The sequence below is a fragment of the Longispora urticae genome (genome assembly GCF_053902585.1).
The window spans coordinates 42,712-66,843 of record NZ_JAQZSH010000007.1 but is presented as its reverse complement, the minus strand read 5'-3'; the positions used below and the strand labels follow the sequence as shown (position 1 = coordinate 66,843).

Here is a 24,132-nt window from a genome sequence, read left to right as displayed (position 1 = left end):
AGCGACCTTCCGCGAAACCCCCGCACGCTCGGCCATGACTGCCCCCAAGAGAGAAAAAATGGGTACGCGGCGGGGCGCCGCGCACTCCAGAGGGTGGCAAGAATACGTAACGAATCGCCGAGCCACAAACACGCCACACCTGAGGACGCGTTTTTACAATTTTACGCCCAGCCCCACCAAACCGGTCACGACTCGAGAAGATCGCGCAACCGTCCCGCGACCTGCGGGGTGTCCGGTTCGACGGTGAGGAGTTTGTCGCGGCTGGTATGCCCGGTCCGGAGCGCCACGGCACGCGGACGCAGGCCCAACGCGCTGGCCACGGCCCTGAGCACGGCCTCGGTGGCCCGGCCGTCCACGGCGGGGGCGGACACCGCGACCACGAGCGCGGGCCCGTACGGCCCGGCGTAGCTGCCGCCGACCTTGGTCCGGGAGGCGCCGGGGCGGACCCGGACCGCGATGGTCAGCGTCCCGCCGGGGTCCGTGGCATTCGCCCGGCCGGGGTCGGGGGCGCCCTCCCGGCTGGTCAGCTCCGGCCGCCGAGCGTGGTCGCCGGCTCGCACAGCCCGCACGGCGAGAAGCCCAGGGCCTGGGCCTCACCGACCGGCAGGGGTTCGGGATCGCGGCCGACCAGGTGGTGGCAGCCGGAGAGGTGGTAGCGCGGCCGGCCGTCGACGACCCAGACCCGGGTGGTCAGCCGGCCGATCCGGGAGGCGACCGCCGGCGCGACGTCCTGCGCGGGCGGCTCGTCCTCGGGGTCGTCGTCCTCGTACTCCAGCTCGTCGTCCCCGTCGGCCGCGGCGCGGTTGGCCGGTCCCGCGAACGCCGAGCCCCCGAGATGGCCCGGCGGCGGCGCGGAGACCGGCTCAGCCGGTGGCGCGGTGTGCGGAGTGGAGTCGGAGCCGTGGTCGACGGCTTCGGTGCGGTGCGCGTCGAGATCGTCACCGTGGGTAACGGATCCGGCGCTGCTGAGCACAGCGGTGGTTCCGATGTGTCCGGGCGGGGCGTCGGCGTCGTCCTGGGACGCGTCGCCCGCGTCACCGGGTCGCGACCCGAACCAGTCCGGATGCGCCACCTCGGCCGCCGCGAGCCGCTCGGCCCGCCGGACCCGTTCCGCGTACCGGTCGGGCAGGGCTTCGTCGACGGACTCCCCGGACAGGTCGACCGGGGGCGTGTCGGATACCCGACCCGGGGCGGCGAGAGTCGCCCGGGGTGCCGTCGTCGGGGCGGTGATCGGCTGGCGGGAGCCCCGGTAGACCAGGACCGCCGCCACCCCACAGAGCACGATCGCGCTGATCAACAGCACGTTCGAGGCCTGGATCAGCCCGACGACGACGAGCACCGCCGCGACGAGGATGAGCAGGAGACTTCCGACTATCACGGCTCACCCCCGCCGCGTCACAGGTGGATGGTCAGCGGCCCGGACCGTCGAGGCTGTTGCGCCCCGCCGGACCGTACCCGCCGCCGCCGAGACCGGCCGTGGCCAGCCCGCCGGCAGGGGTGCCGTTGCTCCGGCCGCTCTCGGCCCGGGTCAGCTCGTCCTCGAGCCCCTGGCCTTTGCCGGACAGGTCCCGCAGCTGGCTCTCCAGGTACGCCTTGAGGCGCGTCCGGTACTCCCGCTCGAAGGCCTTCAGCTCCTCGAGGTGCTTCTGCAGCGCGTTGCGCTTCGTCTCCAGGCCGCCCATGGCCTCCTGGTGCCGCTGCCGCGCGTCCCGCTCGAGCGCCTCGGCCTTGCCGCGCGCGTCCCGGGTGACCTCGTCGGCCTTGGCCCGGGCCTCGGCGAGCACCTTGTCGGCCTCACGGCGCGCGTCGGCGACGTGGTCGTCGGCCGTCCGCTGCGCCATCATCAGCACCCGGAGCGCCTGCTGCTCACCGGCGTCGCCACCGGCGGCTCCGCCACCGGCGTTGATCTGCTCCAGCTCCTGCTGCATCTGCCGGGCGGCCTGCTCGGCGGCAGCCTTCTCCCGCTGGACGCGCTCGAACTGCGCCTTCAGGTCGGTCAGCTCAGCGACGAGGCGCGGGTCGTTCCCCCCGCCAGCGGGGGCCTGACGGCCACCGGCGGCGCTGGCCGCGCGGATGTCGGTGTTCTCCTCGATCAGTCGGGCGAGCTCGCGCTCGACCTCGTCGAGGAAGGCGTCCACCTCGTCCTCGTCATAGCCCCGCTTGCCAATCGGGGGTTTCTTGAAGGCGACGTTGTGCACGTCGGCCGGGGTCAGCGGCATCGGAACTCCTCGGGTCAGTTAGAGGCCGCGCGGTCACACGGTCCCGGCGGCTAGGCCGCCTGGACCAGAGGCCCTACTACGAAATACATCAGCACTAACACGATAGCGAGCAGAGCTAGGAAGGCCAGGTCCACGCTCACCGTACCAATCCTGAGCGATGGGATCACTCGCCTCAACGCCCGAAGGGGTGGTTCAGTGACGCTCCACACGCACTCCATCGCCGCTGCGGCCCCACGGCCGGGTCGCCAGCGGCGGGACAGGGAGCGAACCCAATCCAGCACAATGCGGGCGAGCAGGAAGAGGAAAAAAACGTATAGGAGCAGGTAGACGACCTGGACTACGTTCGACAGCACCGGCCCTGCGCCCTCGCTTCAGCTCTGGTGGAAGAACCCGCCCTCGGCGATCTTCGCCTTGTCCTCAGCGGTCACTGTGACATTGGCGGGTGAGAGCAGGAACACCCTGTTGGTGACGCGCTCGATCGTACCCCGGAGTCCGAAGGCCAGGCCGGCCGCGAAGTCGACCAGTCGCTTGGCGTCCGCCTCGTCCATCTCTGTGAGGTTCATGATCACGGGCGTTCCGTCCCGGAACCGCTCCCCGATCGTCCGTGCCTCGTTGTACGTGGTGGGGTGCAGGGTCATGATCCGGTAGTTCGTGTCGTCCTCTTCCACCACGACCGCCCGTTCGCGGAGCTGCACCTGCGGAGCGAGCGCGAGATTGTCCTGAGTGAGGGTCGTCACACCGGCCCGACCATCGCGCAGGGGCCGGACACTCGCCCGCTCCGCACGGGTCTCCATCGCCGCGGCGGCGGCCCGCAGGCGCGGGGCGTCCTCCTCGTGCTGACGGCCCCGGGAGTCCTCGTGGTGCGCCTCGGGCTCCTCGTCCTCGTACTCGTCGTACCTGTGGTCGCGGTCCCGATCCCGATCACGGTCCCGCGAGCTGGGCCGACGGTCACGCTCCGTGTAGCGGCCGTTGTCGTTCTCGTCCGCGTAGCGGTCCTCGTCATCCTCGATGAGGCCGAGCCAGACGCCGGCCTTCCGCAGAGCACCCATAGCGTCTCCCCCCTCGCAAACGTTGGTCTGTTAATCACACCGATGTGATTCGATGCTCGTTCAGGCTAACCCAGCCGGCGGTCGGCTTCCGAGGATTGCGCTGCCGACACGCACATGAGTGGCACCGAACGCAATGGCCTCGGCGAGATCGCCACTCATACCGGCCGACAGCACGGTGGCTGTCGGATATCCGACAAGAAACTTTGAGGTGTACTCCGCGAGAACGCCGAACGCCCGCGCCGCCTCCCAGTCCAGCGGAGCCACCGCCATCAGTCCGCGCAGCCGCAGTTCGGGGCGGGCCAGCACCGCGTCGGCGAGGGCCGCGAGCTCCGGCTCCGGTACGCCGCCCCGGCCGACCGCCCCGTCGAGGCTCAGCTGGAGCAGGACGTCGAGCGGACGGTCCGGGCGCTCCCGGGCCACGGCGGCGGCCAGAGCCTCCACCAGGGCCGGGCGGTCCACGGAGTGCACCATGTCCGCGTACCGGACCACGGAGCGCGCCTTGTTGCGCTGGAGCTGCCCGATGTAGTGCCAGGTCGGCGGCCCGGCACCGAGCGGGGCCGGGCCCGGGAGCCCGCCCCCGGGACGCCCGTCGCCGAGCGGGGCCACGCCGGGGAGCCCGCCTCCGGGACGCCCGGCACCGGACTCCGCCGGGCCGGGACCCTCCCCGGCCAGCGCCTCGGCGACCAGGACCGCCTTCGGGGCGGCCTCGGCGTCGCGGTTCTCCCCCACGTCGCGCACCCCGAGGTGCCGCAGGTGCACGACGTCACTGGCCGGATACGTCTTGGTGACCGCGACCAGGGTGACCTCGCCGGGATCGCGCCCGGCGGCGACACAGGCCGCGTCGATCCGTGCCCGGACCCGGGCCAGCCCGTCGGCCAGCTCCCGGCGCCGGTCACCCCCCGCACTGTCGGTGGGTGACTCCGGGCCGAGGCCCTCCGCACCCACCGGGCCGGAGCCCACGCCCCCGCCGGCCGAGCGGCCCGCACCCCGGGCGTCGTGCCCGGAGCCGGAGGAGCCCTCGCCGGCGTCCGCGCCACCCTCGGCCGGGCGACCCGACCGGTCGGCGGCAGCGGACGAGCCGCCGGGAACCCCCGACGGCTCGACCTGTGTCGCTTCGTTCTCTCCGGTGCCCGGCCCGCGGCCGCCCACCGGCGTCTCCTCAGGTAACAGCTCAGGCACCGTTCTTCAGGAAGTCCGGCACGTCCACGTCGTCGAACAGCACCCGGCGGGGCGCCGGCTGGGTCGGAGCCGGGGTCGCCGGGCGGACCGGGGTCACGTTCGACGGGGCGGACTGCTCGACCGGCTGCGGGGCCTTGCGGGCCGGCTCGGCCGGCTTGTACGCCGGGCTGCCGCCGTCGAAGCCCGCCGCGATCACGGTGATCCGGACCTCGTCGCCGAGCGCGTCGTCGATGACCGCGCCGAAGATGATGTTCGCGTCGGGGTGCGCCGCGTCGGTGACGAGCTGCGCCGCGTCGTTGATCTCGAACAGGCCGAGGTCGGAGCCGCCGGCGATGGACAGCAGGACGCCGCGCGCCCCGTCCATGCTCTGCTCGAGCAGCGGGCTGGAGATCGCGGCCGTGGCGGCCTCGACCGCGCGGGAGTCGCCCCGCGAGGAGCCGATCCCCATCAGCGCGCTGCCCGCGCCGGACATGACGCTCTTCACGTCGGCGAAGTCGAGGTTGATCAGGCCCGGCGTGGTGATCAGGTCCGTGATGCCCTGGACACCGGACAGCAGCACCTGGTCGGCCTGGCGGAACGCGTCCATCATCGACATCGACCGGTCGCCGAGCGCCAGGAGGCGGTCGTTCGGGATGACGATGAGGGTGTCGCACTCGTTGCGCAGGTCGTCGATGCCCGACTCGGCCTGGACCTGCCGGCGCTTGCCCTCGAACGAGAACGGCCGGGTGACCACGCCGATGGTGAGCGCGCCGAGCTTGCGGGCGATGCTCGCGACGACCGGCGCGCCGCCGGTGCCCGTGCCGCCGCCCTCGCCGCAGGTCACGAAGACCATGTCGGCCCCCTTGAGGACCTCCTCGATCTCGTCGCGGTGGTCCTCGGCGGCCTTCTTGCCGACGTCGGGGTTCGCGCCCGCGCCGAGGCCCCGGGTGAGCTCGCGACCCACGTCGAGCTTGACGTCGGCGTCGCTCATCAACAGCGCTTGCGCGTCGGTGTTGATCGCGATGAACTCGACGCCCTTCAAGCCGACCTCGATCATCCGGTTGACGGCGTTGACGCCGCCCCCGCCGATCCCGACAACCTTGATGACCGCGAGGTAGTTGTGCGGAGTTGTCATCGGTCTGCCATCCCTTCGAGGTGATCTGCTCGCCCGTTCAGGGTGCCCGCGTGGTGCACGCTTCCCCCCGTGCCGTCTGTGGCGAAGGACAAAACTCTAACTCTCTACTAGAGACTTACAGTTATGTCAACTTCCTGTACTGGCCCGGAACGTATTCCGCATCCGGCCCCAAACCAAAGACATCCCCCGGCGTGTCGCGGATCTTGTTCCGAACTCCGGGAACAGATCACCGCATCACGGGGAAGTCCGGCGCGCTGACGTCGATGACCGCACCAGGACGGCCGAGCAGCAGCGTCGCGGTACGCGACTTCTTGTCGCTGGCCTCGGCGTCGCCCCAGACCACGGAACGCCCCTTGGCCAGCTCCAGCCGGATCCTGGTGACCGACTCGGCCTCCAGAGTACCCAGTTGGGAGCGCAGTTCAGGACTCAAAGCCGACAGGACCCGCAAAGCGGCCTGCGTGGTCGGATCCGAGGGCCCCGGACTGGGCAGTCTCATCAGCGGCAGGCCGGCGGGCCGCGCGGCGACCACCTGGAACAACACGCCCTCGCGGTCGAGCAGACCAAAGGCCTTGTCCTGGGGTACGACCGCGATCGGCCTACGCTCCGTGACGGTGACCACCACGGCACTCGGCCACGACCGGGACACGTCCACCCGCTCCACCGGGGCCAGTTCGGCGATCCGGCGCTCGGCCCCGGCGGTGTCGACTCTGGCCAGTGGCGTACCGGGCGCGACCTTGGCCGCCTCGCGGATCTGCTCCGGGCTGAGGATCGCGGCGCCGCGCACCCGCACCTCGGACACGGAGAGCAACGGGCTGCCGTAGACGCCCCAGGTCAGCAGGGCGAGGACGACGAGGCCGGCGGCCACGAACAGCCACGGCCGGGCCGTGTTCAGCCGGCGCTGGCGGGCCCGGGCGGCGAACCGGCGCACGGAGACCGGCACCGCCTCGCGTCGGGCCCGGACCAGCTGCCAGCGCCGGGGCACGTCAGGCCCCGGGTCCGGGGTCCGCGCCGCGGGTGGACAGTGCCGCCAGCAGCTCGTCGCCCAGCAGCGAGATCGGCGGCGCGCCCATGGTCACGACCACGTCGCCCTGGCGGGCCCGGCGGGCCACCTCGGCGGGCACGTCCGACCAGGACGGCACGAAGACCTTGCGGTCGTCGGCGAGCGCCACCGCGCGGGTCAGCGCCGCGCCGCCCTCGCCCGGCTCGCGGACCTCGCCCGGGCCGAACACCTCCATCACCACGGCCTCGTCGGCCAGCGACAGGGCGGCGGCGATCTCGGTCTGGAAGTCGCGGGTCCGGTACATGCGGTAGGGCTGGAAGACCACGATCAGGCGGCCCGTGCCGGCCACGCCGCGCAGGGTGCGCAGCGCGGCGTCCATCGAGGTCGGGTGGTAGGCGTACTCGTCGTAGACCCGGACGCCGTCGGCGGTGCCCTTGAGCTCGAACCGGCGGCGGACCCCCGGGAACGCCGCCAGGCCCTCCACCACGCACGTGGCGTGCAGGCCGAGCCGGAGCGCGGTGAGCATGGCGGCGGCGGAGTTCAGCGCCATATGGTGGCCCGGGGTCGGCACGGTGATCTCGCCGAGCGGCTCGCCGTCCAGCCAGGCCCGGTACCGGGCGCCGGCGGAGTCGGACGTGACGTCGGCGATCCGCAGGTCGGCATCGGCGGCCTCGCCGTACGTGAACACCCGGCGGCCCTCGGCGCGCAGCTGGTCGGCCAGGCTCCGGCACCGGACGTCGTCGGCGCAGGTGACCACGAAGCCGTCCGGGGTGGTCTGCCGGCAGAACTCGGCGAACCCCTCGGCCAGCCCGTCGAGGTCGCCGTACGTGTTCAGGTGGTCGGCGTCGATGTTGGTGACCAGGGAGACGTGCGGCCGGTACCTCAGGAAGGACCTGTCGCTCTCGTCGGCCTCCGCGACGAAGTACTCGCCGGTGCCGTGGTGCCCGTTGGAGCCCGCCTCGGAGCTCTCCCCGCCGATGCAGAACGACGGGTCCTGCCCGCAGTGCTGGAGGATCAGCGTCGTCATGGACGTCGTGGTGGTCTTGCCGTGGGTGCCGGCCACCGCGATGGTCCTCCGGCCCGTCATGGTGGCCGCCAGGGCCTCCGAGCGGTGCAGGATCCGCAGGCCCAGCCGGCGCGCCTCCACGAGCTCCAGGTGGTCCTCAGGGATCGCCGTGGAGTACACCACGGTGTCCACGTCGCGGAGGTTCTCGGGGACGTGCGCCATGTGGATCACGCCGCCGAGGGCGCGCAGGCCGACCAGCGACGGCCACTCGCGCAGCTCGCTACCGGACGTCGGCACGCCCCGGGTGAGCAGCAGGCGGGCCAGGCCGCTCATGCCGACCCCGCCGATGCCGATCAGGTGGACCCGGCCGAGGTCCTCAGCGGTGACTCCGTCGTCGATCAGGGACTTCACGATGCACCATTCTGCTCGTTCGACAGCTCGACGGCCCTCACGCCGCGCTCCCGCGCGGCGCGGTGGCGACGATCTCCTGGACATAGGACAGCAGGGCCTCGTCCCCGTCGCGGCGGCCGTACCCGGCGGCGGCGGCGCTCATCGCGTCGAGCCGGGCCCGGTCGCCGAGCAGCGGGATGACGGTCGACTCGACCCAGGCGGGCACGCAGTCGGCGTTGTCGACCAGGATGCCGCCCCCGGCCTCGACGACGGGGAGCGCGTTGCGGCGCTGCTCGCCGTTGCCGAACGGGAGGGGTACGTAGATGGTCGGCAGGCCCAGGGCCGCGACCTCGGCGCAGGTCATCGCGCCGCCCCGGGAGAGGACGAGGTCCGCCGCCGCGTACCCCAGCTCCATCTCCTTGAGGAACTCGACGGTCACGTACGGCGCGTCCAGGCCGGTCGGGATCTCCACCGGCTCGTCCTGGCGGGCGCCCGTGATGTGCAGGACCTGGTACCCGGCGGAGGTGACCGCCTTGGCGGCCCCGGCCATCGCGAGGTTGATCTGCCGGGCGCCCTGCGAGGCGCCGAACACGAACAGGGTGGGCCGGTCGGGGTCGAGCCCGAAGTGCGCGCGGGCCTCGGCGCGCCGGGCCGCCCGGTCGAGCCGGGTGATCGAGGTGCGCAGCGGCACGCCGACGACGCGGCCGCCGGCCAGGAACGGGACCTTGAGCTGGGCCGGGAAGCCGAGGGCGATGTGCCCGCCGATCTTCATGCCCATCTTGTTGGCGACGCCCGGGGGCACGTTGACCTCGTGGATCACGGTCGGGGTGTGCCGCCGCCACGCCGCCAGGTACGCCGGAACCGAGACATAACCACCGAAACCAACCACGACCTCGGCCTGGACCTCGTCGAGGATCGCGCGGGTGGCGCGCATCGCCCGGTACATCCGGGGCGCGGTCTTGAGCAGGTCGACGTTCACCGAGCGCGGCAACTGGTACGCCGGGACGTTCCGCAGGTCGTAGCCCGCCGCCGGGATGATCTCGTTCTCCAGGCCGCGCGGCGTACCCAGGCAGGTGATCCGGATGTTCGGGTCGTGCCGCCGCAGACAGTCGGCGAACGCGAGCAACGGATAGATGTGTCCCCCGGTGCCGCCGCCGGCGAGAACCACTGACCTCATGCGCTGTCCTTCACTTCGATCGGCCCTGCGTCGTCGAACCGCTGCGCTGACGGGGGCGGGAGGCCCCGCCGGCCGGAGATCCGGCGTCCCCTCTCCGCTCGGAGGGTCCGGCGGAGGTCAGGGGCGGCAGCGGTGCCCAGAGTATCCGGCCCCACTTCCCCGGGGGCCGGGCGTGCAGCGCGGCGGCCGCGTCCGGCTCCGCCCGGGCGAACGACGCGAGCATGCCCACGACGGCCACCGACACCACCAGCGAACTGCCGCCCGCCGAGATGAACGGCAGCGTGATGCCCGTGATGGGGATCAGGCCGATCACGACCCCGATGTTCAGGATCGCCTGCCCGGACAGCCAGATCGTGGCCGCCCCGGCCGCGAGCCGGCGGAACGGGTCGGTCACCCGGCGGGCGATCCGCAGGCCCGCGTACGTCAGGACGGCGAACAGGGCCAGGACGACCATGCAGCCGACGACGCCCAGCTCCTCGGCGATCACGGCGTAGATGAAGTCGTTGGCGGACTCGGGCAGGTAGCCCCACTTCTGGCTGCCCGCGCCGAGGCCCACCCCGAACCAGCCGCCGTTGCTGATCGCGAAGTACGACTGCATGGCCTGGAAGCCGTCGCCGTCCTTCATCCGCTCCGGGTGCAGGAACGAGGCCAGCCGCGCGCCCCGGTACTCGTTGCCGACGAAGATGAGCACCAGCACGCCCGCGACCGCGATGCCCAGCAGCAGGCCCAGGATCCGGGCCCGGACGCCGCCGATGAACAGCAGCGCGCCGAAGATGGTGAGCATCGACAGCATGGTGCCCAGGTCGTGGTACCCGACGAGGGCCAGCAGCAGGCCCGCCACCGGGAACAGCGGCACCACCAGCTCCTTGAGGTCGCCGAGCAGTTCGCGCTTGCGGACCAGGATCTCCGCGCCCCACAGCAGCAGCGCCAGCTTCGCGAACTCCGCCGGCTGCACCTGGAACGCCCCGATGTGCAGCCAGTTGGCCTTCTCGTCGACCGCGATGCCGGCGAAGGCCAGCTTGCCGCCCATCTCGCCGCCGATCAGCATGAACAGCTGCACCGGGATCGCCACGGCCATCAGGACCGTGCCCACCGACCGGTACGTGTTCACCGGCAGCCGCTGGAACAGCCAGAACCCGACCAGCCCCAGCATCGCCCACATGCCCTGCTTGGCGACCACCGCGAACGAGTTGCCCGTGTCCGCGAACGAGTCCACCCCGGTCGCGGAGAACACCATCACCAGGCCGATCGCGACGAGCAGGCCGACGCTGGCCAGGAGCAGGTAGTAGGACGCCAGGGGCCGCGACAGCAGCCCACGCAGCGCCGCCAGGGGGCTCGTGGACAGCCGGGGGGCGGTCATTGCCTGAGTCCCCGCACAGCGGTCTCGAAGGCCGCGCCACGGGCCGCGTAGCTGGCGTACATGTCCAGGGAGGCCGCCGCCGGGGCGAGCAGCACCGTGTCCCCCGGTGCCGCCAACCGGGCCGCCGCCGCCACCGCCTCCGCCATGGCCCCATCATCGGTCCTCGGCACATCGACGACCGGGACGTCCGGGGCGTGTCGCGCCAGCGCCCGGGCCAACTCGGCCCGATCGATCCCGATCAGCACCGCCCCGGACAGCCGGTCGGCGACCGCCGCGACCAGGTCGTCGACGTCGACGCCCTTGAGCTGGCCGCCCGCGACCCAGACCACCTTCGGGTACGAGCGCAGCGACGCGTACGCCGCGTGCGGGTTCGTGGCCTTGCTGTCGTCCACGTACAGCACGCCGTCGACCGTGGCCACCGGCGCGTTGCGGTGCGGCTCGGGCGTGTACCCGGACAGCCCCGCCCGGACCGCCTCCCGGTCGACGCCGTGCGCCAGGGCCAGGGCGGCGGCGGCCAGCGCGTTGGCCACGTTGTGCGGCCCGGACGGCTTCACGTCGTCCAGCACGGCGATCTCGTGCGCGTCGCCGTCGCCCATCCGGTCGATCAGCATGTGCTCCACGACGCCCAGGTCGCCCTGCCGGGGCGCGTCGAGGGTGAACCCGATCGCCCGGCCCCCGTGCCGCCGCAGCTCGCGGGCCACGTACGCGTCGTCGCGGTTGCCGACCGCGACCGGCCCGCGCCAGACGGCCCGCTTGGCGCCGGCGTACGCGTCGAAGTCGCCGTGCCATTCCAGGTGGTCGTCGGCCAGGTTCAGCCACGCGCCGGCCTGCGGGGCCAGGGTGCTCGACCAGTGCAGCTGGAAGCTGGACAGCTCCACGGCCAGCACGTCCAGGTCGCCGGTCACCGCGTCGACCAGGGGCACGCCGATGTTGCCGAGCGCCTCGGTGCGCAGCCCGGCGGCGCGCAGGATCGACACCAGCATCGTCGTGGTGGTCGTCTTGCCGTTCGTGCCGGTGACCGCGAGCCACGGGGCCGCGTTCTCCGGGCGCAACCGCCAGGCCAGCTCGGGCTCGGAGTACACGTCGATGCCCTGGGAGATGGCCGCGACCGCCAGCGGGTGGTGCGGCGGGAAGCCCGGCGAGACCACCAGCTCGTCGACCCGGTCCAGGAGGTCCTTCGGCGGCTCGTCGCCGACCAGCACCTCGGCGCCGGCGGCGGTCAGGCGGTCGACCCAGTCGCCCGCGGACCGGTCCAGGACCGTGACCCGCGCGCCGCGCCGGAGCAGGGCCTCGGCGGACGCGATGCCCGCCACCCTCGCCCCGGCGACCAGGAACCTGCGGCCCTCGGGCCGCCAGGGAACTTCCGGACCCATCAGCCGTACGCCCTCAGGAAGTCGGAGTAGAAGACGCCCAGCGCGATGAGCACGCCGAGCCCCGCGATGATCCAGAACCGGACCACGATGTTGACCTCACTCCAGCCCTTGAGCTCGAAGTGGTGCTGCAACGGTGACATCCGGAATATTCGTCTACCCGTGGTGCGGAACGAGATCACCTGGAGCACGACCGACATCGTGATGATGACGAACAGGGCGCCCAGGATCGGGGTGAGCAGCACGGTGCGGGTGGCCATCGCCATGCCGCCGATCAGGCCGCCCAGGCCCAGCGCGCCGGTGTCGCCCATGAAGATCCGGGCCGGCGAGGTGTTCCACCACAGGAAGCCGAGCAGGGCACCCGCGGCCGCCGCGCCGACCATCGCGATCTCCAGCGGGTCGCGGGAGACGTAGCAGTACGCGCCGGCCTTGGCCGCCGGGTACTCCGGGCACCAGTGCCGGTACTGCCAGAACGCCATCATCGTGTACGCCATCAGCACCAGGATCGACGCGCCCGTGGCCAGGCCGTCGAGCCCGTCCGTCAGGTTCACCGCGTTGCTCATCGACATGATCACGAAGATGAAGATGACGATCGCCGCCACCTTGCCCGTGTACAGCCAGTCGATGTCCCGGACCAGCGACAGGTTCTCGCTACCGACCGTGAGCGAGAAGTCCTTGTAGCCGTGCACGGTGCGCGGGAAGCTCAGCGCGATCCAGCCGAACACGCCACCGACCGCGATCTGGCCGAACAGCTTGCCCTTCTTGCTCAGGCCCGCCGAGTTCTTCTTCCGGACCTTGATCCAGTCGTCCAGGAACCCGACCAGGCCGCAGCACACGAACAGGCCCAGCAGCACCAGGCCGGTGATCGTGAACCCGTCCTCGCGGCCGCCCTTGGCACCCATGTTGAGCTGCACCAGGTGGCCCGCCCCGTACGCGATGACCGTGGCGAGGATGAAGACCACGCCACCCATCGTCGGGGTGCCCCGCTTGCCCAGGTGGGTCTGCGGACCGATCTCCCGGATCGGCTGCCCCGCCTTCAACGCCCGGAACACCCGCACCGCGAGCGGTGTGATGAGCAGCGACAGTACGAACGCGACGAATGCCGCTGCGATGACGGCCCTCACGCCGACAACCCTTCCCTGAGCGCGTCCGCGACCTGCCAGGTCCGGTACCGCGAGCCCTTCACCAGCACTACGTCACCGGGGCTCAGTGCCCCGTCCAACAGCGCGATCGCCGCCTCCTGGTCCGTCACCCGCACAGCCTCTCCTGCCCAGTCGGCCACCATCTCGGCGCCGTCGGCGAGCGGACCCGCCCCGTCACCCACGGCGACCAGCCGGTCCACGCCCAGCTCGGCGGCGAGCCGGCCCACCGACTCGTGGCCGGGGACCTCCTCCGCGCCGAGTTCCGCCATGTAGCCCAGCACGGCCCAGCTGCGCCGCTTCCCGCTCATGTCCGCGAGCGCGCGCACGGCCGCCGACATCGAGGCCGGATTGGCGTTGTACGAGTCGTCGATCACCGTGACCCCGTCGCGCCGGTCGAACACGTCCATCCGTCTGGCGGAGACTAGCCGCAGCCGGGGCAGGATGTCACCCAGCTGTGCCAGCGACAGCCCGAGCTCCCGGCCCACGGCGGCGGCGACCAGCACGTTGCCCACCTGGTGCCGCCCCGAGACCCCCAGAGCCACACGGGTACTGCCCTCCGGCGTGACCAGCGTGAACGCCGCCCGGCCCCGGTCGTCGACCGTGACGTCCTCCGCCCGCACGTCCGCGTCGGCCGCCTCGCCGACCAGCAGCACCCGCGCCCGGGTCCTCGGCGCCATCGCCCGGACCCGGGGGTCGTCGGCGTTCAGGATCGCCAGGCCGGTGTCCGGCAGCGCCTCGACCAGCTCCGCCTTCGCCGTGGCGATGTTGTCCTGGGAACCGAACTCGCCGATGTGCGAGGTGCCCACGTTCAGCACCGCCGCGATCCGGGGACCGGCGATCCGGCACAGGTAGTCGATGTCCCCGATGTGCCGGGCGCTGTACTCCAGCACCAGGAACCGGGTGTCCTCGTCCGCCCGCAGCACCGTCGACGGGTGACCCAGCTCGTTGTTGAGCGAACCCGCCGGGGCGATCGTCGGCCCCAGCTCGGCGACGACCTGCGCGATCAGGTCCTTCGTGGTCGTCTTGCCCGAGGAGCCGGTCACCCCCACGATCGTGGCCCCCAGCCGGGGCGCGACGAAGGTGGCCAGCAGGCCGATCGCGCGCAGGGGGTCGTCCACCACGATGGTCGGCGCGTCCACCGGCCGCTGCCCGATCACGGCCACCGCGCCCCGCTCCACGGCGGCCGGCGCGAACTCGTGCCCGTCGACCTTCTCCCCCGGGAAGGCGATGAACAGCCCGCCGGGTACGACCTTGCGGGAGTCGTGCTCCACCGGGCCCGTCACGCGGGTCTCCGGGTCGCCGCCGACGAGCGTGCCCTCCACCGCCCGCGCGATGTCCGCCAGGGTCAGTGCGATCACTCGGTCCTCCCGGTCGTGGTACCGAACCGCTCGCCGAGGGCGGCGGCCAACTCGATCCGGTCGTCGAACGGCAGTACCTCGCCCGCGACCTCCTGGCCCTTCTCGTGGCCCTTGCCCAGCAGCGCGATCGTGTCGCCGGGTTCGGCGATCCGGACGGCCTCCTCGATGGCGGCCCGACGGCCCGAGACCTCGAAGCAGGAGCCCGGGCCGCCGAGACCGCCGGTCGCGGGGATCCCCGCGATCAGCTCCGCCCGGATCACCGCCGGGTCCTCGGTGCGCGGGTTGTCGTCGGTCACGACCACCACGTCCGCCCCGGCCGCCGCCGCCGCGCCCATCACCGGCCGCTTGGCCCGGTCCCGGTCGCCGCCCGCGCCGATCACGCAGATCAGCCGGCCGGCCGTCACCTCGCGCAGCGCCGCCAGGGCCGCGGTGACCGCGTCCGGCTTGTGCGCGTAGTCCACGACGCCGAGGACCGGCTTGTCCACCACCAGTTCCAGCCGGCCCGCGACCCCGGTGCACGCCGCGACGCCGTGCGCCGCCACCTGCGGGTCCACCCCGGTCTCCACCAGCATCGCGATCGCCAGCAGGGCGTTGGCCACGTTGTGCCGGCCCGGCAGGCGCACGCCCGCCGACACCGGGCCGGCCGGGCCGACCGCCGTGAAGGTCTGCTCGTAGCCCGAGCCGGCGATGTCCGTCGCGTACCAGGTGGCCTCGGGGTTCCCCGCCGCCGAGTACGTGACCGTGTCGGCCGTGAGCAGGGCCTTCAGCGCCGGGTCGTCGTGGTTGAGGACCGCGCGCGCCGACCGGCCGTCGAACAGCTTCGCCTTGGACGCGAAGTAGTCCTCGACCGTGAGGTGCAGGTCCAGGTGGTCCATGCCGAAGTTGGTGTAGCCGCCGACCGCGTAGCGCACCGCGCCCACCCGGCCGAGCTTCAGCGCGTGGCTGGACACCTCCATCGCCACCGCCGTCACGCCGCGCTGCACCGCGCGGGCCAGCAGGGCCTGGAGGTCCGGGGCCTCGGGGGTGGTGCGCACGCTGCTGATCGTCTCGTCGCCGAGCCGGGTCTCCACCGAGCCGATCATGCCGGTCACGTGGCCGGCGGCGCGCAGGCCCGACTCCAGCAGGTAGGAGGTGGACGTCTTACCCGCCGTACCCGTCACGCCGAGCATCAGCAGGCGCGCGCTCGGGTCGCCGTACACCCGGGCCGAGACCGTGCCGAGCACCGCGCGCGGATCGGGCACCACGAGCGCGGGCAGGCCCTGCTCGGCGGCCCGGTCGGCGCCGGCCGCGTCGGTCAGCACCGCGACCGCGCCGGCAGCCCGCGCCTCGGCGAGGAACTCGGCACCGTGCCGGCGCGCACCGGGGAGCGCCGCGTACAGATCACCGGGCCGCACCTCCGAACTGGCGAGGGTCACGCCGGTGACCGGCACGGAGTGGACGGGGGGCGTCGAGCCGACCAGCGCGGCGAGTTCCGCCAGCGGACAGGGGCGGACGTTCTCAGGTCGTGGGTAGCCTGGCACGGCCCCGTACCCTACCCGCACCGGCCGGTGGCCCGACGCACCACCACGCCCTCCGTGATCTCCTCCGCACAGTGTTTTATCCGTGTAGCTGGAACTCTGGCGGGTTTGTTCCACTCGGGGGTACTCCGTACTTACGGAGCGTGAAGCTCATCACGTCCTTGAACACCGAACCGCAGATCGAACTGCCCTCCTTGCCGGGCGTGTACGTGAACACCGCCACGACGTACCGGGGGGCCTCCGCCGGGGCCATCCCGATGAAGGACTGCACCTCGTACTGCCGGTAGTTGCCGTTGTAGGCGCCCGTACCCGTCTTGCCCGCGACCCGGAAACCGGGGATCGCCGCCGAGTGGCCCGTACCGCCGTCCGCTGTGGTCACCGCCTCCAACGCGGTGCGCAGCTCCTGGGCGTGCACCGGGTCGAGCACGCGGTGCTGGGCGGGCTTCGCGGCCGGCTTCACCTTGCCGTCCGCGCCGACCGTGGCCTTGAGGAGATGCGGCTGCACGTACAGCCCGTCGTTGGCGATCGTCGCGTACGCCCCGGCCATCTGGAGCGGCGTCGTCGACACCCCCATGCCGATCGGGATGGAGCCCTCGCTCTCCGAGGTCCAGTCGACCGGATCGGCCACGATGCCCGGCGCCTCGTTGGGCAGACCGACGCCGGAGGACGCGCCCAGACCGAACTTCTTCTGGTACTCGTACAACTTCTGCGGTCCGAGTTTTTCGGCAATGTGGACGGACCCCACGTTGCTGGACCACGCCAGGATCCCCGGCAGGGTCAACTGACCGGTGTACGGGTGCGTGTCGCGGACCTGGAGCGTGCCCTTGCGGATCTCCGGCGTGACCCCGACCAGGTCGTTCGCCTTCACGGCGCCCTCCTGCAGGGCCGCCCCGATCGTGATCGCCTTGTGCACCGAACCCGGGTCGACGACCTGCTGGGTGCACGAGTCCGGCGGCGGCGGGCCCTGCGGGTTCGCCGCGTTGTAGGTCGGGGTGCTCGCCATCGCCAGCACCTCGCCGGTCCGGGAGTCCATCACCACCGCGCACGCGAACGCCGCGCCCGTCTTCGCCGCGCCCTGGGTCAGCAGCCGCTGCGCCTCGTACTGCAGATCCTGGTCCACGGTCAGCCGCAGGTCCGTACCCGGCCGGGCCGGGATCGTCCGGCTGAACCCGCTCGGGATCACCTGGCCCGACCGGCTCGTCTCGAACTCCCGCTTGCCGTCCTGGCCGTAGAGCACCTTGTCGTAGGCCAGTTCCAGCCCGAACTGACCCCGGCCGTCCTGGCCCGTGAAACCCACCATGTTCGCGGCCAGGTCGCTGCCCGGCAGTTCGCGGCGGGTGTCCCGGGAGACGACGATGCCCTTGAGGTTGAGGCCGAAGATCCGGTCACCGGTGTCCACGTCCAGGCCGCGCTGGAGGATCACGTACTGGTTCGGCTTGCCGTCCTCGTGCTTCGTCGGCTGCAACTTCGCCGACAGGTCGGTACGCGACACGCCCAGCAGCGGGGACAGCGCGTCGGCCACCGCACCGGGGTCGGCGATCAGGGTCGGGTCCGCGTACACGAACCGGGCCTCGACGCTGTGCACCAGCACCTTGCCGTCGCGGTCGAAGATGCCGCCGCGCGGGGCCGGCACGATCAGCCGGGTGAGCCGGTCGCTGAGCCCCTCCGCCGCGTACGCCGCCGCGTCGGTGATCTGGAGCTGGATCAGCCGGCCCCCCAGCACGGCGAACAGCAGCAGGATCATCGCGACGCTGACCCGGAGCCGGCGGCGCGGGTCGGCCAGCCGCTTCCGCCGGGTGGGGCGGGTGGAGTCGGTGGTGAAGAACCTGACGAGCTTGCCGAGCCGGCGGGGCTCGGCCGGCGGGCGGGGGCGCACGCCGTCCCGGCGCGGTTCGACGGCCTTGCGGGTACCGCGGCTCTTCGGGGCGTCGCCGGCGCGGCGGGGCGCGGCGGTGGTCCTCGCGTCGGCGGTCCGGGACGGGCGCGCGGGGCGGTCGGTGGTCCTGGCCTCGCCGGTGCGTCGGGCGGCGCGCTCGCCGTCCCGTTCCCCCTCGCGACCCAAGCCGCGACCCCGCCCGGGCTCGCGGGCGGACCGCGCCGCGTCGTCGGCCTCGGCGGCGCGACGCGCGCCGGAACTCCGGCGCGCGTCGGTGGCCTCGTCCGCCTCCCGCCCGGCGTCCGCCCGGCGGCGCGGCCGGGGCGGGGCGGTGGCCTCCTCGTCGGCGACGACACGGAGCCGGGGACGCTCGGTGTTCTCCGCGTCCCCGGCTTCCTTCAGTGTCCTGCCCCGAGGGGTGTACCGCCGGGCGTCGGAGATCGGACTCCGGTCCCGGCGGAGCGGCACCACGTTGTCGTCGCGCGGCTGGTCTCTGGGCCTGCCGCGATCCGTTGCCACCGTGCTACCTCCTCGGCTGCCCTGCCGGCTGCGGAACGCCGAGGATCCGGCCGTCGGGCAGAGTGATGTACGCGGGCGTGCCTGCCGGCACCATGCCCTGGCGGGCGGCCTCGGCGGCCAGGTAACCCGGGGCCTCCCGGTCCGCCAGCTCCTTGTTGAGCTGCTGCTCCGCCGTCTGCAGCTCCGCCTGGCGCTTCTGCAGCTCGGTGAGCTTGAAGGCGTCCTGGTTGATCTGCGTGTTCAGCAGCAGCAGGCCCACGATGCCGCCCACGATCAGGACGAGCGTGAGCACCACGAACGGCATCCGCGCGACCGTCACCGGGGCCGGCGGCGCCAGGCGCAGCGCCTCGGCCCGGGTCCGGCTGGCCGCCGGGGTCTCCTCCGGCAGTCGTTCGGGCTTGAGCGCGGCGGTGCCGACGGTGACCGGGTCGACGTCGACCCGACCGATCACCTCGGCCTTCTTCTGGCGCTTCGGAGCCACGGGCTCGAAGTCGAAGTCGGCGTCGGTGACCAGGGTCAGCTTGCGGTCGCCCCGGCGCGCCGGGGCCGACCCGCCCTGGGCCGAGACCCCGGCCCGGGTCGGGCGACGGGTGGACGTACCGGTGAAGTCGTCTTCGGACGGGATGTTGCGCGCTGTGGCGGTCATCGGACCACCTCGCGACGCTCGGCGTGGGTCATTGTTCCTCCCCTTCGCGGAACCGCCCCCCGGGGCTCCGCGTTGGCATGTGGGTACGACGTCCCTCGGCTCTGGTGGCCTCGGTGCGTCGTGCCGCCGATTCACGTATGCGTTCCGCGCCGCGGAGCTTCGCCGAGGCCGACCGCGGATTGCTCGCGATCTCGGCCTCGGTGGGCGGCTCCGCGCCCCGGGTGATGAGCCGGAGTTCCGCCGCGCCCTCGGGCAGCTCGACCGGGAGGTCGAGCGGACTCGTCGAGCGGGCGCGCTTCGTCAGCTCTCGCTTGACGATGCGGTCCTCCAGTGAGTGGTACGCCAGCACGGCTATCCGACCGCCGACGGCAAGCGCTTCCAGCGCCGCCGGCATAGCCGTCTCCAGTGCGGACAACTCCTCGTTGACCTCGATGCGAAGGGCCTGGAAGGTCCTTTTCGCAGGGTGCCCACCTGTCCGACGTGCCGCGGCCGGAATCGACTCGCGCACCAGTTCGGCCAGGCGGGACGACGAGGTCAGTCGCTCACGGTCCCGCTCGCGAACAATCGCGGCGGCAACCCTGGATGCGAACTTCTCCTCGCCGTAGACGCGGAGGATGCGACTCAGCTCCTTGGCTGAGTAGTCGTTGACGATGTCCTCTGCGGTACGGCCCCGGGTCGGGTCCATCCGCATGTCCAACGGCGCGTCCTGCGCGTAGGCGAAGCCGCGGGCGGCCTCGTCCAGCTGCAGGGAGGACACGCCGAGATCGAAGAGCACGCCGTCCACCCGCTCGTAGCCGAGCCGGGCGAGGACGTCGGTGAACTCGTCGTACACCGCGTGCACCGGGCGGAACCGGTCGCCGAAGCCGGCCAGGCGCTCACCGGAACGCCGCAGCGCCTCCGGGTCCCGGTCGAGCCCCACGACGGTCAGCCGCGGAAAAGTCGTGAGCAGGGCCTCGGTGTGCCCACCGAGACCGAGCGTGGCGTCCACGCAGACCGCGTCGCGGTCCTCCAACGCCGGGGTGAGCAGGCCCAGGATCCGGTCGAGGAGGACTGGCACGTGCGTACCCGGTGTGTGCTCCGCCGGGACCCCCCCGGGCCGACGTCGCGTTGACTTGTCCTTCATCTCGCCCCCCTAACCCTGTCCTCAGCGGCTCCGTGCCGCGAGATTTCCTGGCGCCGGGGAAGTGGCGCCAGGCAATCTCGCGGCACGGTCACCGCATATCCACGGAGCTCGCGACGCGCCCCGGTGTGTCCCGGGAGCGGCACCGCCCCAGCCCGCGTGGCTACAGCCCCCCGGGCAACACCCCCTCCTCGATGTCAGCGAAATCGTCCTCGCTGTCCTCGAGGTAGGACGTCCACGCTGTGGCGTCCCAGATCTCGACCCGGCTGCTGGCCCCGATCACGACGAGTTCCCTGTCCAGGCCCGCGTAACCCCGCAGGTGGACCGGGACGGTGACCCGACCTTGCTTGTCGGGCACCTCGTCGTGGGCGCTGGCGAAGAACACCCGGCTGTACGCGCGAGCCGCCTTGTGCGTCATAGGCGTCTCGTGCAGTTGCTCCGCGATCCGCCGGAACTCGGCCATCGGAAACACGTAGAGGCAGCGTTCCTGCCCTTTCGTGATCACCAGACCTCCAGCGAGCTCGTCGCGAAACTTCGCCGGGAGGATCAGCCGACCCTTTTCGTCCAGCCTCGGGGTGTGAGTGCCGAGAAACATCCGACATCTCCCTCCCCCCGGATGGAGCGGTCAGCAGGGCCTCCCGACCCCACCAATGCGCTCCACCATACTCCACTTCCCTCCACCTGCAACGGCGAAACGGCGTACATCGATCCTGAAGAGGGGGTAAACACGCAGGTCAGAGGGGGTGGAGGGAGGTGGAGGGCAGAACGCTTCCGCCGGTTGCGGTCGGCTAATCGACAGCGTGTCGCGCCTTCACAAACCCTCAGAATTCACTGGATTTCAGCCGGTTCGAGACTCCTCGCGGGCGGCTGTCAATCCATCGGTGGAGGGATGTGGAGGGGTTCGGAAGCCCGGAACGCCCGGCACGAAGAGGACCGCGTAGGAGCAGACGACGATCGCCGCCGCCGAGCCGACCGCGAGGGCCGGGATCCCGACGAGGCCCATCAGGACCGGGGTGACCGCGAGCCCGACCGGGTTGAGGACGAACGTCAGCAGCGAGTCGAGGGAGAACACCCGGCCCTGGAGCTCCGCGGGGAACTCCCGCTGCAACGCCACGGTCCACAGCGCGAAGAAGACCGAGATGCCGGCGGCGCCGAGCAACTGCGCGAGAACATAGGCCCAGAGGGGTACCGGCACCGCCAGGAACAGGCACATCGGCGCGAACAGCGCGAGCGCGTGCATCCCGGTGACCCCGGGGCGCCTCGGCCGGTACCGGAGGATGAGCAGCCCGCCCAGGATGCTGCCGACCCCCTGGAAGAAGGCGAGCGTGCCGTAGCCGCTGGCGCCGTAGCGGTCCAGCGCGACGATCGGCAGCAGCACCGTGAACGGGGCGAAACCGATGACGACCTGCACGGTGCCCTGGGCCATGATCACGGCCACCCACGGCCGCTTCCAGACCGCGCGGATCCCCTCCACCGCCTCGCGGAACACGCCCTGGGCCGCCTCGGACCGGGCCACCCGGGGCAGCGGGATCGCCAGCAACGTGACGATCGACACGGCGAACGTGGCGCCGTCGACCGCGAACGCCCACCGGGCGCCGACCGTGGCCACCAGGACCCCGGCGAGCGCGCCGCCCACCGCGAACGCGCCCTTGTTGGCGATGCCCTGCAACGCGTTGGCCTGCCGGAGCTGTTCGGGCGGCAGGATCTGGGCGAGCGAGGCGCGGAACGCCGGGGTGTAGAGGGCCGCGCCGAAGCCGCCGAGCGCGGACAGCGCGCCCAGGGCGGCGAGCGGGGCCCGGCCGGCGAGCACGACGTAGCCGACGACGACGCCGAGCCGGACCACGTCGGCGACGGCCATCACGGCGGTCCGCGAGTACCGGTCGGCGATCACCCCGCCGAGGAGCATCGGGACGCCGTAGCCGAGGGAGTAGCAGGCCAGGGCGATGCCGAAGCCGGACGGGCCGTGGTGCTGCAGGACCAGCGCGGCCATCGCGATCGGGGTCATCCCGTCGCCGAGCACACTGACCGCCTGGCCCAGCCAGAAGATCATGAAGCGTCGGTTCGCCAGGAGTTCACGCACGGTGGTCACCCTCCGGGTTGATCCGCCGCCGCGCAACCCGATTACTCTGGGCGGGTGAACACCGAACCGGTTCCCCTTCCGCTGAGAGCCAAGCTGGCCACGACGCTGCTGAAGAGCGCGGCCGCCCTGTCGCGGGCCACCGGCCGGGGTGACGGGTCCGTCATCGGCGGCCGGGTCGGCCTGAAGGTCGAGCCCCAGTTGCTGGCCCTGCTGGCCCGCGGGCGCGAGGTCGCCCTCGTCAGCGGGACGAACGGGAAGACCACCACCACCCGGTTCGTCGCCGCGGCGCTGGGCGTCCTCGGCGACGTCGCCACGAACAGCTTCGGCGCGAACATGCCCACCGGGCACACCACCGCGCTGGCCCAGTCGGTCGGCGCGCCGTACGCGGTGCTGGAGGTCGACGAGCACTACCTGCGCGGGGTGCTGCCGCAGACCACGCCCCGGGTGGTGGCCCTGCTCAACCTGTCCCGCGACCAGCTCGACCGCGCGATGGAGGTCGGCATGATGGCCGAGGCGTGGCGGAAGGCGCTCGACGGCGTGCACACGCACATCGTGGCCAACTGCGACGACCCGATGATCGTGTGGGCGGCGTCCACCAGCCGCGAGGTGACCTGGGTCGCCGCCGGCCAGCGCTGGCAGGAGGACTCGTTCGTCTGCCCGAACTGCGGCCGGCACCTCGACCGCGAGGGCGTGCACTGGGCGTGCCCCGGCTGCCAGCTGCGCCGGCCGACCCCGACCTGGTCGCTCGACGACACGGACGCGGTCCTGGCCCCCGACGGCAACCGGTACGAGGTGACGCTCCAGCTCCCCGGCCGGGTGAACAAGGCCAACGCGGCCACGGCGCTGGCGGTGGCGGCCCGGTTCGGGGTGTCCCCCACCCAGGCGCTGCCCCGGATCGCGCAGGTGGCCTCCATCGCCGGGCGGTACGCGACGGTGGTCAAGGGCGACCACGTGATCCGGCTGCTGCTCGCGAAGAACCCGGCCGGCTGGCTGGAGGCCCTCGACATGGTCGAGCCGGGCTGTCCGGTGCTGCTCGCGATCAACGCGCGGGACCCCGACGGGCTGGACACCTCCTGGCTGTACGACGTCGACTTCTCGCCGCTGCGGGGCCGGCACGTGCTGGTCAGCGGGGACCGGGCGTACGACCTGTGCGTGCGGCTCGACATCAACGAGGTGCCGTTCGAGCACGTGCCGAACTTCGGGACCGCTCTGGCGCGTACCGGCAACGGGCGACTCGAAGTGATCGCCAACTACACCGCGTTCCAGGACATCCGGGCGGAGCTTGACCGTGTCAACTGAGGCCATCCGCATCGTCTGGGTGTACCCGGACCTGCTCTCCACGTACGGCGACCGGGGCAACCTGCTCATCCTCGAGCAGCGTGCCCGACGTCGCGGCCTGCCGGTCGAGGGGATCGGCGTGCACTACGACCAGCCGCTGCCCGACAGCGCGGACATCTACCTGCTCGGCGGCGGCGAGGACCGGCCCCAGGTGCTCGCGGCGGAGAAGCTGCGCGCCGACGGCGGCCTGCACCGCGCGGTCAGCCGGGGCGCGGCGATCTTCTCCGTCTGCGCGGGGTACCAGCTGCTGGGCACGAGCTTCTACGGCAACGGCGAGCGGTACCAGGGCCTCGGGCTGATCGACCTGTCCTCGGACCGGGGCGAGACCCGCGCGGTCGGCGAGCTGGCCGGCGACGTCACCCCGGAGCTGGGGCTGCCGCCGCTGACCGGGTTCGAGAACCACGGCGGGCGTACCCATCTGGGGCCGAATGTCCGCCCGCTGGCTGCGGTGCGGCACGGGGTCGGCAACGACGGGGCCACCGAGGGCGTGTGGTCGGGCCGGATGATCGGCACGTACCTGCACGGTCCGGCGCTGGCCCGCAACCCCGCGCTCGCGGACCTGCTGCTGTCCTGGGTGGTCGGCCAGCAGCTGCCGCCGTTGCAGGACGAGTGGCCGACGAAGCTGCGCGGGGAACGCCTGGCGGCGCTGGGCTAGATCCCCTTTCCGGGTCC

At 72.3% G+C, this 24,132-nt stretch carries 22 protein-coding genes; 2 read left to right on the top strand and 20 right to left on the bottom strand.

Going from position 1 to position 24,132, the window contains the following annotated elements; all coding sequences use genetic code 11:
* Positions 1-185: 185 nt before the first annotated feature.
* From PT931_RS03290 to PT931_RS03195, 20 genes are all read right to left on the bottom strand, one after another.
* On the bottom strand, positions 186-464 hold the full coding sequence (locus PT931_RS03290; protein ID WP_456244274.1) for a DUF167 domain-containing protein: 279 nt from the start codon (positions 462-464) through the stop codon (positions 186-188).
* A gap of 59 nt (positions 465-523) precedes the next feature.
* Positions 524-1,378, bottom strand: a complete 855-nt coding sequence (locus tag PT931_RS03285; RefSeq protein ID WP_456244206.1) for a hypothetical protein — start codon at positions 1,376-1,378, stop codon at positions 524-526.
* A gap of 31 nt (positions 1,379-1,409) precedes the next feature.
* Positions 1,410-2,219, bottom strand: coding sequence for a DivIVA domain-containing protein (locus PT931_RS03280; protein WP_363728473.1), 810 nt, complete (start codon positions 2,217-2,219; stop codon positions 1,410-1,412).
* 50 nt (positions 2,220-2,269) lie between these two features.
* Positions 2,270-2,572 (bottom strand): YggT family protein, encoded by a 303-nt coding sequence (locus PT931_RS03275; RefSeq protein WP_363728472.1) that lies wholly within the window; start codon positions 2,570-2,572, stop codon positions 2,270-2,272.
* A gap of 18 nt (positions 2,573-2,590) precedes the next feature.
* Positions 2,591-3,268 carry a cell division protein SepF gene (locus tag PT931_RS03270; RefSeq protein ID WP_363728471.1) on the bottom strand — a complete coding sequence of 226 codons (678 nt, stop codon included), beginning with the start codon at positions 3,266-3,268 and terminating at the stop codon, positions 2,591-2,593.
* Between the two features lie 60 nt (positions 3,269-3,328).
* Complete coding sequence (locus PT931_RS03265) at positions 3,329-4,213, bottom strand: YggS family pyridoxal phosphate enzyme (protein ID WP_456244273.1); 885 nt, start codon at positions 4,211-4,213, stop codon at positions 3,329-3,331.
* 226 nt (positions 4,214-4,439) lie between these two features.
* Positions 4,440-5,561: a cell division protein FtsZ gene (ftsZ, locus tag PT931_RS03260; protein ID WP_363728469.1), complete on the bottom strand. Its 1,122-nt coding sequence runs from the start codon at positions 5,559-5,561 to the stop codon at positions 4,440-4,442.
* A 226-nt stretch (positions 5,562-5,787) separates the two neighbouring features.
* Positions 5,788-6,543 carry a cell division protein FtsQ/DivIB gene (locus PT931_RS03255; protein ID WP_456244205.1) on the bottom strand — a complete coding sequence of 252 codons (756 nt, stop codon included), beginning with the start codon at positions 6,541-6,543 and terminating at the stop codon, positions 5,788-5,790.
* 1 nt (position 6,544) lies between these two features.
* Positions 6,545-7,978 carry a UDP-N-acetylmuramate--L-alanine ligase gene (gene murC, locus PT931_RS03250; RefSeq protein ID WP_456244204.1) on the bottom strand — a complete coding sequence of 478 codons (1,434 nt, stop codon included), beginning with the start codon at positions 7,976-7,978 and terminating at the stop codon, positions 6,545-6,547.
* Positions 7,979-8,015: 37 nt separating this feature from the next.
* Complete coding sequence (gene murG / locus PT931_RS03245) at positions 8,016-9,134, bottom strand: undecaprenyldiphospho-muramoylpentapeptide beta-N-acetylglucosaminyltransferase (RefSeq protein WP_456244203.1); 1,119 nt, start codon at positions 9,132-9,134, stop codon at positions 8,016-8,018.
* Between the two features lie 10 nt (positions 9,135-9,144).
* Complete coding sequence (locus PT931_RS03240) at positions 9,145-10,494, bottom strand: FtsW/RodA/SpoVE family cell cycle protein (RefSeq protein WP_456244202.1); 1,350 nt, start codon at positions 10,492-10,494, stop codon at positions 9,145-9,147.
* Positions 10,491-11,867 (bottom strand): UDP-N-acetylmuramoyl-L-alanine--D-glutamate ligase, encoded by a 1,377-nt coding sequence (murD, locus tag PT931_RS03235; protein ID WP_456244201.1) that lies wholly within the window; start codon positions 11,865-11,867, stop codon positions 10,491-10,493. Before murD ends, PT931_RS03240 begins: the two co-directional genes overlap by 4 nt.
* Positions 11,867-12,988 (bottom strand): phospho-N-acetylmuramoyl-pentapeptide-transferase, encoded by a 1,122-nt coding sequence (gene mraY, locus PT931_RS03230; protein WP_456244200.1) that lies wholly within the window; start codon positions 12,986-12,988, stop codon positions 11,867-11,869. Before mraY ends, murD begins: the two co-directional genes overlap by 1 nt.
* On the bottom strand, positions 12,985-14,364 hold the full coding sequence (locus PT931_RS03225) for a UDP-N-acetylmuramoyl-tripeptide--D-alanyl-D-alanine ligase (protein WP_456244199.1): 1,380 nt from the start codon (positions 14,362-14,364) through the stop codon (positions 12,985-12,987). The genes mraY and PT931_RS03225 overlap by 4 nt, the downstream gene beginning before the upstream one ends.
* Positions 14,361-15,884, bottom strand: a complete 1,524-nt coding sequence (locus PT931_RS03220; RefSeq protein WP_456244198.1) for a UDP-N-acetylmuramoyl-L-alanyl-D-glutamate--2,6-diaminopimelate ligase — start codon at positions 15,882-15,884, stop codon at positions 14,361-14,363. Before PT931_RS03220 ends, PT931_RS03225 begins: the two co-directional genes overlap by 4 nt.
* A gap of 76 nt (positions 15,885-15,960) precedes the next feature.
* Positions 15,961-18,276: a penicillin-binding transpeptidase domain-containing protein gene (locus PT931_RS03215; RefSeq protein WP_456244197.1), complete on the bottom strand. Its 2,316-nt coding sequence runs from the start codon at positions 18,274-18,276 to the stop codon at positions 15,961-15,963.
* Positions 18,277-18,280: 4 nt separating this feature from the next.
* Positions 18,281-18,922 (bottom strand): hypothetical protein, encoded by a 642-nt coding sequence (locus tag PT931_RS03210; RefSeq protein WP_456244196.1) that lies wholly within the window; start codon positions 18,920-18,922, stop codon positions 18,281-18,283.
* Positions 18,923-18,950: 28 nt separating this feature from the next.
* On the bottom strand, positions 18,951-20,045 hold the full coding sequence (gene rsmH / locus PT931_RS03205) for a 16S rRNA (cytosine(1402)-N(4))-methyltransferase RsmH (protein ID WP_363728460.1): 1,095 nt from the start codon (positions 20,043-20,045) through the stop codon (positions 18,951-18,953).
* A 160-nt stretch (positions 20,046-20,205) separates the two neighbouring features.
* Positions 20,206-20,637, bottom strand: a complete 432-nt coding sequence (gene mraZ / locus PT931_RS03200) for a division/cell wall cluster transcriptional repressor MraZ (protein WP_363728459.1) — start codon at positions 20,635-20,637, stop codon at positions 20,206-20,208.
* Positions 20,638-20,880: 243 nt separating this feature from the next.
* Positions 20,881-22,122, bottom strand: coding sequence for an MFS transporter (locus PT931_RS03195; protein WP_456244195.1), 1,242 nt, complete (start codon positions 22,120-22,122; stop codon positions 20,881-20,883).
* A gap of 54 nt (positions 22,123-22,176) precedes the next feature.
* On the opposite strand from PT931_RS03195, the gene PT931_RS03190 reads away from it, so the two are divergent.
* Together PT931_RS03190 and PT931_RS03185 are read left to right on the top strand one after the other, a co-directional pair.
* Positions 22,177-23,421 (top strand): Mur ligase family protein, encoded by a 1,245-nt coding sequence (locus tag PT931_RS03190; RefSeq protein WP_363728457.1) that lies wholly within the window; start codon positions 22,177-22,179, stop codon positions 23,419-23,421.
* The gene (locus PT931_RS03185; RefSeq protein ID WP_456244194.1) at positions 23,411-24,115 is read left to right on the top strand and encodes a type 1 glutamine amidotransferase; all 705 of its coding nucleotides are present in this window, start codon (positions 23,411-23,413) and stop codon (positions 24,113-24,115) included. The genes PT931_RS03190 and PT931_RS03185 overlap by 11 nt, the downstream gene beginning before the upstream one ends.
* Positions 24,116-24,132: the final 17 nt, after the last annotated feature.